Genomic DNA, 16,796 nt, shown 5'->3' on the forward strand with positions numbered 1-16,796 from the left:
AACAGAGTTTATTTTTACTTATTTATTGCTTTTGGATGAACATAGGCTTAAATTCATGATATTTTTCAAAATGGGACTCATCTACACGTATGAAAGCAGATCCGATTTTGGCATGAAGATAAGGGATAATATCGCTGTCGTAATTGCAGATGGTGTTGAGTGCAAAGACATGATGATTATCCGGATTGTCCATATATTCGTCATCTTCATTACCAGCCATGAATCTCCAGCCACTGTCCGGATTCCCTTCTGTTGGCTCTTCTCGGAGCATGTAGCCGACTTTGTAGCCTTCTTTTGTGATCTTATCGGAAACGATACAACCTTCCCCATTCGGCTCGTCCCATTCGATCAGATTTTCAATCGGAATTTCGATAAATCCCTGCTCTTTTTCTGCCATTTTTTTCCAGTATTCTTTTAAAATATGAAGCAATGCTTTTGCATCTTCTGTTTCTGTGGAAGAATTGTATTCCTTCATCTCACTAAAGGTTCCGGATTCACTGACGATCCCAAGAAGCCATTTTCCAAAGAAAGATTTCTTGAATTTAAAGATCATACATTTGATCCCATCCTCATCCTCAAAAGAAGCTGTATACTCAATCTTCGCCGGTTTCCGCCCCAGCTCAGCCGGATCAGCCAACCAGTTTTCAAGTTCCTCCATAGCATTCACAATTTCATTATTCATAACTTTGCACCTCACTACTTATAATAATTCCATGTTGATTGATTTTTCTGTAAAGCCATATTTTTTGTACATTTCATATGCAGCAACATAAAAAGTTTCTCTACCTAAAGCATCCTGAAAAGCATTCAAAGAGAAAAATCCTTACTTTCTTTGTAAATATCAGGCCGCCAGTTCACATGCAAAGCCTGAACCTGATTCATGATATGAACCACACTGTCAAAATCACTGGTTTCCGCAGGTCTGATAATTATATCCATATATGTCCTCCCTCGTAAAGCATGAAAAAATATATACCTATAATTCAGTATACCATAAACCCAATTATTTCAATATAGAATATGTTCTTTTATAATTTAAAAGATTTGCTACTCAGAGCAAATTATATGGTAATCAAAAAACTAGTAAAGTAATTTCCACACAACAAATATCATCTCTTTATAAAAACATTTTAATAAATAACCTTTTTATCAACAAATTTCAACCGCACATTTGCCAAGCCACAGGACAAACGTCCGCCTGGCGCCCGTTCTGAACAACACTCAACTTCGCGAGTAGAGTTCCGGGGCGCCCCTCCCGTCTTGAAGCGCACAGATTTTCGGGCAATCCTGTTTCCGGGGCATATGCAGGAACGTTACAGGGAGTTAGGGGAAGGAAGCGGCAAGAGGTGGACACCAGCCGTGCCTCCCGCACGACTGGTGAGGACAGCCTGAGCCGCGAAATCATCAGATTTCGGGGCGAATCTGTCCGGTGCCGCCACTTTCTGCTTCCTTCCCCGTTACCTCCCTGTTACATTCCGAATCCGCCCCGGAAACAGGATTGCCCGAAAATCGTCCCCCTTCCACACCCACCTCCCAGGAACCCCACTCCCCCATACCGCATACACTAAAGCATAGAAAAAAGAAATGGAAGTGTCAGACATGGACCTGAGATTGCCTTATTATATGATGTATCCGATTCCATACGCATTTGACGAAGACAAAATCCAGAAGCGCGACCGGGAATACCTGCAAAGTATGTATCCGGCAACAGCAAAAAAGATTTTTCCATATATACAGGAAGAATGCGACCGCCAGGAATATGAAGGAAGCATGATCTATGATGAGTACCCGGATAAGCTCCAGCTGTGCCTGATGTGTCGTAGGGCGTATGAACAGGTCATGAAACAGGAAAAATGGGAAAAAGAGACCTATACTCCGGAACAGATCCGGGAGATCGTAGAAATCCTGATGTACCAGGAATTGATAGAAAGAAGAGGAAAAGGCAGGCGGCAACAGGAAAAAACAGTTGCTTCATGCACAGGACTTGTGCTATAATATCGTCCGATATAAAAATGACAGCATCTGAAACACAGTTTCGGTAAGGAGTGAGCCAGGGTACATATGAAGAATATTATATTTATCGGAATGCCGGCAGTTGGAAAAAGTACCGTCGGAGTGGTAGTCGCAAAGCGGCTTGGATACGAGTTTATTGATACAGATCTGTTGATTCAGAAGCAGGAGAACAGACTTTTGCGGGAGATTATCGCAGAAGAAGGTCTGGACGGATTCTTAAGTATTGAGAATCAGGTCAATCGTGATGTGGAAGCGGAACATGCGGTGATTTCCCCGGGAGGAAGCGTAGTTTACTGTGAAGAAGCAATGAAGCATTACAAAGAGATCGGAACCATTGTTTATCTGCATGCGTCATTTGAGGTTATCAATTCCAGACTGAAGAATGCAAAGAAAAGGGGAGTTGCACTTCGGGACGGGCAGACGCTGAAGGATCTATATGACGAAAGAGTAGTATTATTTGAAAAATATGCAGATATTACTGTTTCAGAGGATGGACTGGAGCTGGAAGAAACCATTGAAAATGTAATGGAAGTTTTGGAAAATCAATAAATTTTTTAAAGAAATTATTACAAAAGTTTTACGAAAATGAAGAAAGCAAGATAAATAATTTTGCAATGAATATAGAAATATGCTATACTGATATGTGATATAGAGGATTATTACAAAAAGCTTCATACAAATCCTGAGAGATCTGGAAAGAATAAAAAGTATGAGGTTTTTTATTCATGAAATAATAAAGAGTATGAATAGAGTGTTTGACAGAAGTATAGAACAGGATATATTTCAGAGGGAAAGAAATCGTTAATTGAGGTGCGAAATGGAACAGTATATTATTAAGGGTGGCAATCCGCTGGTCGGCGAAGTCGAGATCGGTGGAGCAAAGAATGCAGCACTGGCAATTCTGGCAGCTGCGATTATGACAGATGAGACAGTTACTATCGATAATCTTCCGGATGTCAACGATATCAACGTTCTGCTGGAAGCAATCAGTGGAATTGGTGCCGAGGTTGACCGTATTGACCGGCACACAGTCAGAATCAACGGAAGCAACATTGAAAATTTTGATATAGAATATGATTACATCAAGAAGATCCGTGCATCTTATTACTTGCTCGGAGCACTTCTTGGTAAGTATAAAAGAGCAGAAGTCGCTCTTCCGGGAGGATGCAATATCGGAAGCCGTCCAATCGACCAGCATCTGAAAGGTTTTCGTGCGCTTGGTGCTTATGTGGATATCGAGCATGGCAAGATTATCGCAGAAGCAGAGCGTCTGATCGGAAAGCACATTTATTTTGATGTGGTAAGCGTAGGAGCTACGATTAACGTTATGATGGCAGCATCGATGGCAGAAGGACTTACGATCCTTGAGAATGTGGCAAAAGAGCCTCATGTTGTCGATGTGGCAAACTTCCTGAACAGTATGGGAGCGAACATTCGTGGAGCAGGTACGGACGTGATCAAGATCCGCGGTGTATCCCGCCTTCATAAGACAGATTATTCTATCATTCCGGATCAGATCGAAGCCGGCACATTTATGTTTGCGGCAGCAGCAACCAGAGGTGATGTGACTGTTATGAATGTCATTCCGAAGCATCTGGAAGCTACGATTGCAAAGCTTGTTGAGATCGGATGTGAAGTAGAAGAATTTGATGATGCAGTGCGTGTTGTGTCAAAAGGAGATCTTCATAATACACAGGTGAAGACTCTTCCATATCCGGGATTCCCGACAGATATGCAGCCGCAGATCGGTGTTACACTTGCTCTTTGTAAAGGGACAAGCACGATTACAGAAAGTATTTTCGAGAATCGTTTCAAATATCTTTCAGAACTTGCAAGAATGGGTGCAAATGTCAAGGTTGAAGGCAATGCAGCGACTATCGAAGGCGTAGATAAATTCTCGGGAGCAAGGGTCAGTGCACCGGATCTTCGTGCAGGAGCAGCACTTGTGATTGCAGGAATGGCCGCAGATGGCATTACGATCGTAGATGACATCGTATATATCCAGAGGGGATACGAACGTTTTGAAGAGAAGCTCAGAAGTCTCGGTGCAGTGATCGAGAGAGTTTCTACAGAACGTGAGATCCAGAAATTCAAGTTAAAAGTAGGTTAAGACAGGAATTCCTGTTTTGATAGAACATATTTCCCAAAATGTATATTGACGGAAGGTATGGACAGTGTTATGATGTGTAGCGGTAACAATTAAATACGCTTTCTCTTATTCAGAGTGGTGGAGGTACAAAGGACCTGCGAAGCCACGGCAACCCCGGTAAGCCGGAAGGTGCCAACCTGAGCGAGCAATCGAACAATAAGAGGATTGATGATGAGATATCAGGTCAGTCCTTTGGGGCTGACCTTTAAATTTGCATAGACAGAAGAGAAATTCTGTTTGTCGATTTTCATTATTCCAGAGATAAGAGAGGCAGATACAAAGAAGAAAAGAAAGGAAAAAAGATGGAGAGATTATTATTTACTTCTGAATCAGTAACTGAAGGACATCCGGATAAGATGTGCGACCAGATTTCCGATGCGATCCTGGATGCACTTATGGAACAGGATCCAATGAGCCGTGTAGCTTGCGAGACATGCGCGACTACAGGAATTGTTATGGTAATGGGAGAAATTACTACAAATGCATATGTAGATATTCAGAAAATCGTTCGTGATACTGTTCGCGAAATTGGTTATACAAGAGGAAAGTACGGATTTGATGCTGACACATGTGGTGTTCTGACAGCAATTGACGAACAGTCAAGCGATATTGCCATGGGTGTTGATAAAGCTCTTGAAGCAAAGGAACACAAGATGTCAGATGAAGAATTGGAAGCAATCGGTGCAGGAGACCAGGGAATGATGTTCGGATATGCATCTGATGAGACAGAAGAATATATGCCTTATCCGATCGCTCTTGCACACAAACTTGCAAGACGTCTTACAGAAGTAAGAAAGAACGGAACACTTCCATATCTTCGTCCGGATGGAAAAACACAGGTAACAGTAGAATATGATGAAAATGGAGTTCCGGCCCGCCTTGATGCAGTAGTACTTTCTACACAGCATGATCCGGATGTTTCACAGGAACAGATCCATGAAGACGTGAAAAAATACATTTTTGATGAAATCCTTCCGGCAGATATGGTAGATGAGAATACAAAATTCTTCATCAATCCGACCGGACGTTTTGTGATCGGTGGACCACATGGGGACAGCGGCCTTACCGGACGTAAGATCATCGTAGATACTTATGGGGGAATGGCGCGTCACGGCGGTGGAGCTTTCTCAGGAAAAGACTGTACAAAGGTAGACCGTTCAGCAGCTTATGCAGCACGTTATGTTGCTAAGAATATCGTAGCAGCAGGAATTGCTAAAAAATGCGAGATCCAGCTTTCTTATGCAATCGGTGTTGCACAGCCGACATCTGTCATGGTAGATACTTTCGGAACAGGAAAGATTGCAGATGATAAGCTTGTGGAAATCGTTCGAGAGAACTTTGACCTTCGTCCGGCTGGAATTATCAAGATGCTTGATCTGAGACGTCCGATCTACAAACAGACAGCAGCTTACGGACACTTTGGACGTAACGACCTGGATCTTCCATGGGAAAAGTTGGATAAAGTGGATACTTTGAAGAAATATCTTTAATAACAGGTTCTGAATTTGATCGTTTTAGAAAAAATTTAGAAAATTTTACGGGTGCTTTGATGTGAAGCACCCGTTTTTATGATATGCTATTAGTTATCAGGCAGACTTGCGTGAGCGCCATACGGACCTCATAACCGGGCGTGCACGATGAATGGAGGATGAATATAGCATGAAACTAAGGACGAAACTGGTGATTTCTTTTGTGACGATGATCACGATACCGACTATCCTGACAACGGCATTTATATTTGGAATTGCGCGTTATCAGATCGGAGTCATTGAGCATACTTATGGAATTACCGGTGAGGAATATAAAGATTTTGCAAAATCCATCAGAGTGTTGGGAGATATGCCGGAGATCCAGCAGTTTATTATAAGCGCATGTATCGCAGTAGTCCTGATTCTGACATTTACAGCGATGATCATGATGGTGTGGATTTATGGAAGTATCATCAGTCCGATTCACAAGTTGCAGGAAGCAGCGCAGAACGTAGAAGAAGGCAATCTGAATTTTGAGATCAAGCCGGAAAAAGATGATGAGATGGGACGGCTGATGCAGGCATTTGAAAAGATGCGGATCCGTCTGAGAGATAATGCAGAGGAGAAGCTGAAGAGTGACCGGGAAAGCAAAGAACTGATCAGCAATATTTCCCATGACTTAAAGACGCCGATCACAGCGATCAAGGGCTATGTGGAAGGAATCCGTGACGGGGTTGCAGATACGCCGGAGAAGATGGAAAAATATATCGGAACCATTTATAATAAGGCGAATGAGATGGATACGCTGATCAACGAACTGACCTTATATGCGAAGATCGATACAAACCGGATCCCGTATAACTTTGCACCGCTTTCAGTCAACGATTATTTCAATGACTGTGCCGAAGATATTGAGATGGAGCTGGATTCAAAGAATGTAGAGTTTGGTTATTTCAATTATGTAGAGGGTGATCAGAAGATCATTGCAGATCCGGAACAGTTAAAGAGAGTGATCAACAACATTGTCAGCAATTCTTTGAAATACATGGAACGAGAGCACGGGCTGATCAATCTGCGGGTAAAGGACGTAGGTGATTTTATTCAGGTAGAGCTTGAGGATAACGGAAAAGGAATCGCAGCGAAAGATCTGCCGAATATATTTGACCGGTTCTACCGGACGGATGCTTCAAGGAATTCATCCAAGGGCGGAAGCGGAATCGGTCTTTCAATCGTGAAGAAGATCATTGAAGATCACGGTGGCAAAATCTGGGCGACCAGCCGGGAAGGTGTTGGCACAGTGATGTATTTTGTAATCAGAAAATATCAGGAGGTACCGATAAATGAGTAAGATTTTAATTGTAGAAGACGAAGAGAGTATTGCAGATCTGGAGAAAGATTATCTGGAGCTGAGTGGATTTGAAGTAGAGGTTGCAAATGATGGACAGACAGGGCTTGATAAGGCGCTTTTCGGTGATTTTGATCTGGTGATCCTGGATCTGATGCTTCCGGGCGTGGATGGCTTTGAGATTTGTCGTAAGGTTCGTGCAGAAAAGAATACACCGATCATCATGGTATCTGCGAAAAAAGATGATATCGACAAGATCAGAGGACTCGGACTTGGGGCTGATGACTATATGACCAAGCCGTTTAGTCCAAGCGAGTTGGTGGCAAGGGTAAAAGCACATCTGGCACGTTATGAGCGGCTGATCGGAAGTGCCGTGGAAGAGAATAAGGTGATTGAGATCCGTGGACTTAAGATTGATACCACTGCACGCCGAGTGTGGGTAAACGGAGTGGAGAAGAATTTTACAACAAAAGAGTTTGATCTTCTGACCTTCCTTGCCAGTCATCCGAACCATGTATATACCAAGGATGAACTTTTCAGCGAGATCTGGGATATGGAATCCATCGGAGATATCGCAACGGTAACTGTGCACATCAAGAAAATCCGTGAGAAAATTGAATATGATACCTCAAATCCACAGTATATTGAGACAATCTGGGGTGTGGGATATCGTTTCAAGATGTAATGAAAAAGAATAAAAGGAAAGAGATTACAGTATGATAACCAGTACAGGAAATGCCAGGGTAAAACAGCTTGTTACATGGCAGAAAAAGAGAAAGGCACGTGATGAAGAAGGCGTCTATATCGTAGAAGGGATCCGGATGTACCGGGAAGCTCCGCGTGCGCAGGTGAGAGAGGTTTATGTATCGGAGCAGTTTTACAGCCGATATGGAGAAGAGCTGGGACTTTCGGCATGGGGAAGACAGCTGGAAATCCTGTCAGATCATGTATTTTCCCACGTGTCAGATACAAAGACACCACAGGGGATCCTGCTTGTGATGGAGCAGAGGAGCTGTGAGATATGTGAGATGCTGGATCTGGATGCGCAGGGAAGGAAACCGCTTCTGATGGTGCTGGATAATCTGCAGGATCCGGGAAACCTGGGAACCATTCTCCGTGCAGGGGAAGCGGCAGGCGTAACCGGCGTGATCATGAGTCACGACTGTGTGGATATTTACAATCCCAAGGTGATCCGTTCAACGATGGGATCGGTTTACCGAATGCCGTTTGTGTATGTAGAGCATTTGCCAGAAACTCTGGAAGTACTTGCAGAAGCCGGGATTCATTCCTATGCGGCACATCTGAAAGGAAAGAACAGCTACGATCAGGAGGATTACACAAGAGGGACAGCATTTTTAATTGGAAATGAGGGTAACGGACTTCGGGATGAAGTGGCAGATGTAGCAGAGTGTTATATCAAGATTCCGATGTGTGGAGAGGTAGAATCACTGAATGCGGCGGTTGCATCTTCGGTTCTGATGTTCGAGGCGGCAAGACAGCGACGGTAGTGATGAGGGGAAATCAAGCGCAAAGGAGAGTGTGATTTGATGAAACCGATAATCGATTTAAATAAAGAATATGGATTGGTATTCGATGGAGGAGGAGCCAGAGGTGCGTATCAGATCGGTGCGTGGCGGGCTCTTTCGGAAGCTGGTGTGAAGATCAGTGCAGTAGCGGGTACTTCTGTGGGCGCTCTGAATGGCGCCCTTGTTTGTATGGGAGATCTGGAGAAAGCAGGACATATCTGGAAAGAGATGGTATTTTCCCGTGTTATGGATGTGGATGATGAGTTGATGGAACAGTTCTTTGATGGAGAGGCATCCATAAGAGAGATTTTGAAAGGTCTCTGGAAGAAGCTTGCAGATGGTGGAATTGATATTACACCGCTTAAGGAATTGATCCATGAGGTTGTAGACGAAGAAAAGATCAGGAAATGCGGAAAAGAATTCTGCCTTTTGACATTTTCTGTATCGGATATGAAGGAACTGGATCTGAGTATTGAAGATATACCGGAAGGTCTTCTGGAGGATTTTCTTCTTGCCAGCGCATATCTGCTTGGATTTAAAAATGAACCGCTGCACGGCAAGACATATATTGATGGTGGTGCGGTCAATAATGTGCCGACCGCGTCTCTTCTAAAAAGGGGATATAAGGATCTGATCCAGGTAAGGATCTTTGGTCCGGGAAGAGTGCCGAAGACGACGATTCCGGAAGATGGCTCTCTGCTGGAGATCGAACCGAGAGTAGGACTTGGCAGTATTCTCGAATTTTCGGCAAAGCGGAGCAGACAGAATTTGAAAATTGGCTATTATGATGCAAAAAGAGCGCTTTACGGGCTCACTGGATCGATTTACTATATTGAAGAAACACGAGAAGAGTGTTATTATGTAGAAATAATGAAGCTTTTGAGCGAACTTGAAAAGACGGAATATCGTTTCAAACTCAAGTTGCCGATCGGCTGTTCAGACAGAGAGTTGTTCTATGGAATGCTGGAGGCAAGTGCGAAGCTCATGAGAATTCCAAAATATAATATTTATACAGCAGATGAACTGTGGAATGAGACGAGCAGAAAGTACGAGACTCGTACAGATGAGGGAAAAGAAAAACTGCCGAAATTCGTCCATGCGATTGCAAAGCTGAGAAAGGACTACAAGATGAATTTAAAAGGAAGAAGTTTTTTGAAACTGGAAGATTATACACCGGCAGAGATTGAATATCTCGTTGACCTGGCAGGTGAATTAAAGGCAAAGAAGAAAGCAGGAATTAAAGGACACAGCCTGGAAGGAAAGAACATTGCCCTTATTTTTGAAAAGCCATCTACAAGAACCAGATGTGCATTTACCGTGGGAGCACAGGATGAAGGTGGAATCCCGACATACCTTGCAGGTAATGAGATCCAGTTAGGCGATAAAGAGAGTATCGAAGATACAGCACGTGTACTTGGAAGAATGTTCGATGGAATCGAATTCCGTGGATTTGAACAGAGATACGCAGATGTACTTGCAGAGTACAGTGGAATTCCGGTATGGAATGGTCTGACAGATACTACACATCCGACACAATGTCTGGCTATGCTCCTTACCATGAAAGAAGAATTCGGACACCTGAAAGGTCTGAAGGTTGCATACCTTGGAGATGGACGCAACAACGTTGCGAACAGCCTTCTGGTAGGATGCGCCAAAATCGGAGTAGATGTAACAATCGTTGCACCGAAGCCACTCTGGACTTCGGAATCTCTGTGGAAGAGATGTGACGAATATGCAAAAGAATCCGGAGCAACTATCGAGATCACCGATGACCTTGATGGTGTAAAGGGAGCAGATGTCATTTACACAGACGTATGGATTTCCATGGGTGAAGAAAAGAAAGAGCAGGAAAGAGAGCGTCTCGGAAAGCCATATCAGGTAAATGCAGCTCTGATGGAACGTACAGGAAAAGATACTACAATCTTCTCACACTGCCTGCCGGCGATCAAAGAAAAAGAAGTTACCGAAGAAGTATTTGAAGGACCACAGTCAAGAGTATTTGATGAAGCTGAGAACCGTCTGCATACAATCAAGGCAGTTATGGTTGCAACTTTAGGAGAGAACGAATAATAAGCATGAAAGCGGAGATATTAAAGATGCTCCGGCAGAGCGATGGGTATCTGTCGGGGCAGCAGCTCTGTGACCACTTTCAGGTGTCCAGGACTGCTGTGTGGAAAGCAATCAATCAGTTAAAAGAAGAAGGCTATGAGATTGAAGCCGTGAGAAACAAAGGTTATCGCATTGTGGATATTCCGGATCGGATTACCGCGGATGCGATAAAAAGCTGTCTGGAGACAAAATGGATGGCGAAAAATCTGGAGTATTATGACGAGATCGATTCGACTAATAACCGGGCCAAAGCACTTGGCGAGGCCGGAGGTGCAGATGGAACTCTTTTTGTTGCGGAGACGCAGACGGCGGGAAAAGGAAGACGCGGCAGATGCTGGCAATCACCAGCGGGCAGCAGTATTTCCATGTCGATTCTGTTAAGACCTGTGATGAATCCGTCAGATGCACCGATGTTGACACTTGTCATGGCATATGCGGCAACGAAAGCTTTGCGTGAAAAGACTGAGTTGGATATAGGAATCAAATGGCCGAATGATCTGGTCGTGAGTGGAAAGAAGATCAGTGGGATACTGACGGAGATGAGCGCAGAGATCGATTACATCAATCATGTAGTGATCGGAATCGGAATCAATGTCAATATGGAATCCTTTCCGGAAGATATCGCAAAGACAGCGACTTCGCTGCGGATCGAAGCGGGCAAAGAATTTCGCAGGTTTGAGCTGATCGCTGCGATCATGGAGCATTTCGAAAAAGCCTACGAAGCGGTCTGCGAGGCGGGAAGTCTGGAGCCGATCATGGAAGATTATAACCGTCTGCTGGTAAACTGTGGGCGTCGGGTGCGTGTACTGGAACCGGAACATGAATATGATGCACTGGCACTGGGGATTGACAAGACCGGGGAATTGCAGGTAGAATGTGAAGACGGCAGCAGAAAGTCTGTCTTTGCCGGAGAAGTTTCGGTACGTGGAATTTATGGGTATGTATAGAAGGAGAATTTATGTATCAGGATAAGATCGTATTATGCGGAGCCAACTCTTACGAAGAAAAATTTTATATGAATCCGGATTTTGATAATCTGCCACAGCACATCAAAGATGAATTGAAGATCATGTGTGTGCTGTATGTACATGATGTCGGGGGAATCCTTACACTTGTATTTGAGGAGAATGGGGAGCTGGAATTTGAAGTGACTTCTGCAGAGGGAGATCCGATGTTTGACGAGATCGGAAGCCGTCTGAAGATCAAGGAGATTCAGACAGACGAGAAGAAGCAGGAGCTTCTGACACAGCTTCAGCTTTATTACAAAGTATTTTTTCTGGGGGAAGAGATTGAATGATAAAGACACTGACGATAGGAAATGTAGAGCTTCCGAACCGTTATGTGCTGGCACCGATGGCAGGGGTAACAGACCTGCCATTTCGTCTGTTATGCAAGGAACAGGGAGCAGGGCTTCTGTGCATGGAAATGATCAGTGCAAAGGCGCTCCGGTATAAGAATAAGAATACCAAGGCGCTGCTTGCGATCGATCCAAGAGAATACCCGGTATCACTTCAGCTTTTCGGGGAAGATCCGGACATCATTTCCGAGCAGGCAAAGCGGATCGAAGAACTTCCATTTCAGATCCTGGATATCAATATGGGCTGTCCGGTTCCAAAGGTCGTGCGCAATGGAGAAGGTTCGGCGTTGATGAAGGATCCGAAGCGAATCTATGATATTGTATATAAGACAGCAAGAGCGATCAAGAAACCGGTGACGATAAAGATCCGCAAAGGATTTGATGATACCTGTATCAATGCACCGGAGATTGCGAAGGTTGCAGAAGAAGCAGGTGCAGCGGCAATCGCAGTACATGGAAGGACCAGAGAACAGTATTACTCCGGAAATGCAGACTGGGAGATTATCCGTAAGGTGAAAGAAGCAGTGAAGATTCCTGTAATCGGAAATGGGGATGTGACAAGCGGACAGAAGGCACTGGATATGTTTGAGCAGACCGGCTGTGATGGTGTGATGATCGGAAGAGGCTGCCAGGGAAATCCATGGATCTTCAGGGAATTACTGGCATATGAAGAGACCGGATCCATTCCGGAAAGACCGGGCACAGACCAGATCCGGGAAACAATGCTGCGTCATGCAAGACTGCAGATCGAGTTCAAGGGAGATTATATCGGAATCCGTGAAATGCGCAAGCATGTGGCATGGTATACCAAGGGAATGCAGGGTTCTGCGAAGCTCAGAGATGAGATCAATCAGGTGGAAAGTTATGAAGAACTGGAGAACCTTTTAATGGAAAAAATCGGATAGACATAAAACGTGTTCTTTCGCATGAGAGAATGCGTTTTTGCATATATTAAACCAGCAAAGAATTGTTGACACAGTCGCCGGAAATATGTATAATAATGAAATTGTGAAAGTAGCTTTAAATGCGGATAAAATCAGTATCTGCGGCTTGAATAGAAAATGATTTGTCGGTAAGTAAGGAGAATTATAATGGAAGCAAAGAAAACATTACTCACCTATACAGGACTTAAGAAACTGGAAGATGAGCTTGAAAATTTAAAAGTTGTGAAAAGAAAAGAAGTAGCAGGAAAGATCAAAGAAGCCAGAGAACAGGGAGACCTTTCAGAGAACGCTGAGTACGATGCAGCAAAGGACGAGCAGCGTGATATCGAGGCACGTATCGAAGAACTTGAGAAAATCCTCAAGAATGCAGAAGTTGTAGTAGAAGATGATGTAGATCTTGATACCATCAACATCGGATGTACAGTAGATGTATATGATAAAGAATTTGAAGAGGAAATCGTATTTCAGCTGGTAGGTTCTACAGAAGCAAACAGCCTGGAAGGTAAGATTTCCAATGAATCTCCGGTAGGAAAAGCCCTGATCGGTAAGAAAGTCGGAGACGTAGTAGCAGTTGAGACACAGGCAGGAGTTATTGAGTACGAAGTACTGAAGATCAATCGTTCAGTATAAGATGGTATACAGCAGAGAGAAGGAGTGAAAAAAGTGGCAACACAGCAGAACAATGGACAGGAACAGGATTTGAATCATTTAAGAAAGGTGCGCCGTGAGAAACTTGCAGAACTGCAGGCAAACGGACAGAATCCTTTTGAGATCACAAAATATGACGTAACACATCACAGCCAGGAAGTGAAAGACAACTTTGATGAACTGGAAGGAAAACACGTTGTACTCGCAGGACGTATGATGTCCAAACGTGTGATGGGAAAAGCATCTTTCTGTAATGTGCAGGATTTACAGGGAAATATCCAGTCTTATGTAGCAAGAGACAGTATCGGAGAAGAAGAATATAAAGCATTCAAGAAGATGGATATCGGTGATATCGTAGGTCTTGAAGGAGAAGTATTCAAAACAAAGACAGGGGAGATTTCCATTCATGCATCTGCTGTAAAGCTTCTCTCAAAGAGTCTGCAGATCCTTCCGGAGAAGTTCCACGGACTGACAAATACAGATACCCGTTATCGTCAGAGATATGTGGATCTGATCATGAACCCGGAAGTAAAGGATACTTTTATTAAACGTTCCAAGATCCTTACCGCAATCCGTAAATATCTTGGAAATGAAGGCTTTATGGAAGTAGAGACTCCGATGCTTGTACAGAATGCCGGAGGAGCAGCTGCAAGACCGTTCGAGACACATTTCAACGCCCTGAACGAAGACCTGAAGCTCCGTATCTCTCTGGAACTTTATCTGAAGAGACTGATCGTTGGTGGTCTGGAAAGAGTATATGAGATTGGACGTGTATTCCGTAACGAAGGTCTTGATACAAGACATAACCCGGAATTCACTCTGATGGAACTTTACCAGGCATACACAGACTATCATGGCATGATGGATCTGACAGAGAACCTGTACCGTTTTGTTGCACAGGAAGTTCTTGGAACTACTCAGATTGTATATAAAGGAATCGAGATGGATCTCGGAAAGCCGTTCGAGCGTATCACAATGGTTGATGCTGTTAAGAAATATGCAGGTGTTGACTGGAACGAAGTAGAAACTCTTGAACAGGCAAGAGAACTTGCGAAAGCACACAATCTTGAATTTGAAGAAAGACATAAAAAAGGTGATATTCTGAATCTGTTCTTCGAAGAATATGTAGAAGAACACCTTCTTCAGCCGACATTCGTTATGGATCATCCGGTTGAGATTTCACCACTTACAAAGAAGAAACCGGAAAATCCGGACTATGTAGAACGTTTCGAGTTCTTCATGAACGGATGGGAAATGGCAAATGCATACTCAGAGCTGAATGATCCGATCGATCAGAGAGAACGTTTCAAAGCACAGGAAGAACTGCTTGCACAGGGTGATGATGAAGCCAACACAACAGATGAAGACTTCATGAACGCACTGGAAATTGGTATGCCGCCTACAGGTGGTATCGGATTCGGTATCGACCGTATGTGTATGCTGTTGACAGGGGCTGAGGCGATCAGAGATGTGCTGCTGTTCCCGACAATGAAGTCCTTAGATGGTGTAAATAAGAAAAATGATGTAAATAATACAGCTTCTGAAGCACCTGAAAAAAATGTAAAAACTGAGTCTGAAAAGATTGATTTTTCTAAAGTAAAGATTGAGCCTTTGTTTGAGGAAATGGTAGACTTTGATACATTCAGCAAGTCAGATTTCCGTGCAGTAAAGGTTAAAGAGTGTGTTGCAGTACCGAAGTCAAAGAAACTGTTACAGTTTACTCTTGATGACGGAACAGGCACAGACAGAACCATTTTAAGCGGTATTCATAGCTTTTATGAGCCGGAAGAACTGGTTGGAAAGACTCTTATCGCTATCACAAATCTTCCACCGAGAGCGATGATGGGCATTGACTCTTGCGGTATGCTCCTCAGTGCTATTCATGAAGAAGAAGGCGAAGAAAAGCTCCATCTTCTGATGGTTGATGACCACATTCCAGCAGGTGCAAAGCTCTATTAAGATGATGTAAAGATGTACCGTTTTACCAAATAGACGGGACGTACTTCATTTGATAAAAAACTAAAAAAACAGCGATTTACATCAAACTTACATCAATTGATGCAGAAATCGGTGCAAGCAAGAAAAAATCGCATAATTTGGAACATCAGCAGGAAAACAAGCACGAGCAAAGCGAGTATTTGTTTTCACCTGATGTGACAACGACAAAATCAAGGAGTGCGAAGCACGGCAAAGCCGTTGGATTTTGGAGTGATAAAAGAGTGGGCAATTCCAATCGGAATTGCCCATTTTTAAAACAAACAGAAATACAAATCGAAAGTTATAAAGGAGAAATAAAATGAGTACAAAAAAAGCAATTAGCACATCATTTGTTGCCATATTTATTTTAATAATCACACAGATTATTGCACAATCCATTGCAAGTATGTTTGTTATAATAAAAATTCCAACTGGCATTTGTAATATTATCGCTGGAATTATATATGCTGGATTGACATATCTTATTCTGAAAATGTTTATTAGCAAAATTATTAAATTGCCGACTTCGGATTTCGGAATGCCTAAATTTGCTATTAAAATAAGATGGATTTTAATAGCTGTATTATTACCATTTGTTATAAAAGGAAGTTATCTTTTAATATTCAACGGTAAGTATGTATCCTCAAATATGAATGGAAATCAGATGTTCAATACTTTAAGTGCAGGGGTTGCATTTACCGGAATAGCGGCTGGATTTGTTGAAGAAATGGTGTTTAGAGGAGTTATACTTAATGCATTAAAGAAAAGATGGAATATTAAGGTGGCTGTAATTGTTCCATCAATGTTATTTGGTATTGTACATGTTCTTGGACAGGATTTTTCAATAGGCAGTTGTTTATTAGTAATTATCGCCGGAACGATGGTAGGCGTTATGTTTTCGATGATTGCAATAGAAAGTGGTTCAGTTTGGAATAGTGGAATAGTTCATGCTATCTGGAACGTTGTGATTATTGGTGGAGGATTAGCTATTGGGGAAAAAATGGATAAATATTCTATAATGACATATGTACTTAATTCAAAAGATTTCGCCATCACAGGTGGAGAATTTGGAATTGAATCATCTGTTATTTCATTGTTCGGATACATAATAGTTGCTGGTATAGCATTTTTTATGATTAGATCAAGAAAAAATTGATATAATAGGTTTGAAAATATGAAGCTATAAGGTACTTGTCAAATTCCAGTTGTGCGCCCAGCTAAGGGTGTGTAGTCAAACCGGAATTCCACCGGCTTGACTA

General features: G+C 42.9%; 16 protein-coding genes and 1 riboswitch. Of the genes, 14 read left to right on the forward strand and 2 right to left on the reverse strand.

Annotated elements, in window-relative coordinates; genetic code table 11:
* Positions 1 to 22: 22 nt before the first annotated feature.
* Together NQ556_RS01990 and NQ556_RS01995 are read right to left on the reverse strand one after the other, a co-directional pair.
* Entirely contained in the window at positions 23 to 682 is a 660-nt protein-coding gene (locus NQ556_RS01990) for a DUF2185 domain-containing protein (RefSeq protein WP_008370082.1), read from the reverse strand.
* 125 nt (positions 683 to 807) lie between these two features.
* Entirely contained in the window at positions 808 to 939 is a 132-nt protein-coding gene (locus NQ556_RS01995) for a hypothetical protein (protein WP_008370084.1), read from the reverse strand.
* A gap of 660 nt (positions 940 to 1,599) precedes the next feature.
* Here NQ556_RS01995 and NQ556_RS02000 point away from each other — a divergent pair.
* The 14 genes from NQ556_RS02000 (at position 1,600) to NQ556_RS02065 (ending at position 16,693) form a co-directional block, all read left to right on the forward strand.
* Entirely contained in the window at positions 1,600 to 1,995 is a 396-nt protein-coding gene (locus NQ556_RS02000) for a hypothetical protein (RefSeq protein ID WP_022220507.1), read from the forward strand.
* A 66-nt stretch (positions 1,996 to 2,061) separates the two neighbouring features.
* Positions 2,062 to 2,562 (forward strand): shikimate kinase, encoded by a 501-nt coding sequence (locus NQ556_RS02005; RefSeq protein ID WP_008370092.1) that lies wholly within the window; start codon positions 2,062 to 2,064, stop codon positions 2,560 to 2,562.
* A 268-nt stretch (positions 2,563 to 2,830) separates the two neighbouring features.
* Positions 2,831 to 4,123, forward strand: coding sequence for a UDP-N-acetylglucosamine 1-carboxyvinyltransferase (locus NQ556_RS02010; RefSeq protein ID WP_008370094.1), 1,293 nt, complete (start codon positions 2,831 to 2,833; stop codon positions 4,121 to 4,123).
* Between the two features lie 102 nt (positions 4,124 to 4,225).
* Positions 4,226 to 4,325, forward strand: a riboswitch (SAM riboswitch).
* A 139-nt stretch (positions 4,326 to 4,464) separates the two neighbouring features.
* Positions 4,465 to 5,652 carry a methionine adenosyltransferase gene (gene metK / locus NQ556_RS02015; RefSeq protein ID WP_008370096.1) on the forward strand — a complete coding sequence of 396 codons (1,188 nt, stop codon included), beginning with the start codon at positions 4,465 to 4,467 and terminating at the stop codon, positions 5,650 to 5,652.
* 169 nt (positions 5,653 to 5,821) lie between these two features.
* Positions 5,822 to 6,979: a sensor histidine kinase gene (locus tag NQ556_RS02020; protein ID WP_022220505.1), complete on the forward strand. Its 1,158-nt coding sequence runs from the start codon at positions 5,822 to 5,824 to the stop codon at positions 6,977 to 6,979.
* Positions 6,972 to 7,661 (forward strand): response regulator transcription factor, encoded by a 690-nt coding sequence (locus NQ556_RS02025; RefSeq protein ID WP_008370100.1) that lies wholly within the window; start codon positions 6,972 to 6,974, stop codon positions 7,659 to 7,661. The genes NQ556_RS02020 and NQ556_RS02025 overlap by 8 nt, the downstream gene beginning before the upstream one ends.
* Before the next feature lie 31 nt (positions 7,662 to 7,692).
* Positions 7,693 to 8,484: a TrmH family RNA methyltransferase gene (locus NQ556_RS02030; protein WP_022220504.1), complete on the forward strand. Its 792-nt coding sequence runs from the start codon at positions 7,693 to 7,695 to the stop codon at positions 8,482 to 8,484.
* A gap of 39 nt (positions 8,485 to 8,523) precedes the next feature.
* Positions 8,524 to 10,572, forward strand: coding sequence for an ornithine carbamoyltransferase (gene argF, locus NQ556_RS16615; protein WP_008370107.1), 2,049 nt, complete (start codon positions 8,524 to 8,526; stop codon positions 10,570 to 10,572).
* 5 nt (positions 10,573 to 10,577) lie between these two features.
* Positions 10,578 to 11,558 (forward strand): biotin--[acetyl-CoA-carboxylase] ligase, encoded by a 981-nt coding sequence (locus tag NQ556_RS02040; RefSeq protein ID WP_008370109.1) that lies wholly within the window; start codon positions 10,578 to 10,580, stop codon positions 11,556 to 11,558.
* Positions 11,559 to 11,569: 11 nt separating this feature from the next.
* Complete coding sequence (locus NQ556_RS02045) at positions 11,570 to 11,908, forward strand: DUF6145 family protein (RefSeq protein ID WP_008370111.1); 339 nt, start codon at positions 11,570 to 11,572, stop codon at positions 11,906 to 11,908.
* Positions 11,905 to 12,873 (forward strand): tRNA dihydrouridine synthase DusB, encoded by a 969-nt coding sequence (gene dusB / locus NQ556_RS02050; RefSeq protein WP_008370113.1) that lies wholly within the window; start codon positions 11,905 to 11,907, stop codon positions 12,871 to 12,873. The genes NQ556_RS02045 and dusB overlap by 4 nt, the downstream gene beginning before the upstream one ends.
* Before the next feature lie 186 nt (positions 12,874 to 13,059).
* Complete coding sequence (greA, locus tag NQ556_RS02055) at positions 13,060 to 13,542, forward strand: transcription elongation factor GreA (protein ID WP_008370118.1); 483 nt, start codon at positions 13,060 to 13,062, stop codon at positions 13,540 to 13,542.
* 33 nt (positions 13,543 to 13,575) lie between these two features.
* The gene (gene lysS / locus NQ556_RS02060; protein WP_044998751.1) at positions 13,576 to 15,519 is read left to right on the forward strand and encodes a lysine--tRNA ligase; all 1,944 of its coding nucleotides are present in this window, start codon (positions 13,576 to 13,578) and stop codon (positions 15,517 to 15,519) included.
* 337 nt (positions 15,520 to 15,856) lie between these two features.
* Positions 15,857 to 16,693, forward strand: a complete 837-nt coding sequence (locus tag NQ556_RS02065) for a CPBP family intramembrane glutamic endopeptidase (RefSeq protein WP_117658084.1) — start codon at positions 15,857 to 15,859, stop codon at positions 16,691 to 16,693.
* The last annotated feature ends 103 nt before the right edge of the window (positions 16,694 to 16,796 follow it).

It is taken from the genome of Coprococcus comes ATCC 27758 (assembly GCF_025149785.1).
Classification (GTDB): Bacteria; Bacillota; Clostridia; order Lachnospirales; family Lachnospiraceae; genus Allocoprococcus; species Allocoprococcus comes.

Bases quoted from the DNA above. Each gene is read 5' to 3' on its own strand.
- NQ556_RS02065 (WP_117658084.1), top strand. From the start codon at position 15,857: ATGAGTACAAAAAAAGCAATTAGCACATCATTTGTTGCCATATTTATT.
- NQ556_RS02020 (WP_022220505.1), top strand. From the start codon at position 5,822: ATGAAACTAAGGACGAAACTGGTGATTTCTTTTGTGACGATGATCACG.
- NQ556_RS02045 (WP_008370111.1), top strand. From the start codon at position 11,570: ATGTATCAGGATAAGATCGTATTATGCGGAGCCAACTCTTACGAAGAA.
- NQ556_RS02030 (WP_022220504.1), top strand. From the start codon at position 7,693: ATGATAACCAGTACAGGAAATGCCAGGGTAAAACAGCTTGTTACATGG.
- NQ556_RS02000 (WP_022220507.1), top strand. From the start codon at position 1,600: ATGGACCTGAGATTGCCTTATTATATGATGTATCCGATTCCATACGCA.
- NQ556_RS02025 (WP_008370100.1), top strand. From the start codon at position 6,972: ATGAGTAAGATTTTAATTGTAGAAGACGAAGAGAGTATTGCAGATCTG.
- NQ556_RS02010 (WP_008370094.1), top strand. From the start codon at position 2,831: ATGGAACAGTATATTATTAAGGGTGGCAATCCGCTGGTCGGCGAAGTC.
- dusB (WP_008370113.1), top strand. From the start codon at position 11,905: ATGATAAAGACACTGACGATAGGAAATGTAGAGCTTCCGAACCGTTAT.
- NQ556_RS02005 (WP_008370092.1), top strand. From the start codon at position 2,062: ATGAAGAATATTATATTTATCGGAATGCCGGCAGTTGGAAAAAGTACC.
- NQ556_RS02040 (WP_008370109.1), top strand. From the start codon at position 10,578: ATGAAAGCGGAGATATTAAAGATGCTCCGGCAGAGCGATGGGTATCTG.
- argF (WP_008370107.1), top strand. From the start codon at position 8,524: ATGAAACCGATAATCGATTTAAATAAAGAATATGGATTGGTATTCGAT.
- NQ556_RS01990 (WP_008370082.1), bottom strand. From the start codon at position 682: ATGAATAATGAAATTGTGAATGCTATGGAGGAACTTGAAAACTGGTTG.
- greA (WP_008370118.1), top strand. From the start codon at position 13,060: ATGGAAGCAAAGAAAACATTACTCACCTATACAGGACTTAAGAAACTG.
- NQ556_RS01995 (WP_008370084.1), bottom strand. From the start codon at position 939: ATGGATATAATTATCAGACCTGCGGAAACCAGTGATTTTGACAGTGTG.
- metK (WP_008370096.1), top strand. From the start codon at position 4,465: ATGGAGAGATTATTATTTACTTCTGAATCAGTAACTGAAGGACATCCG.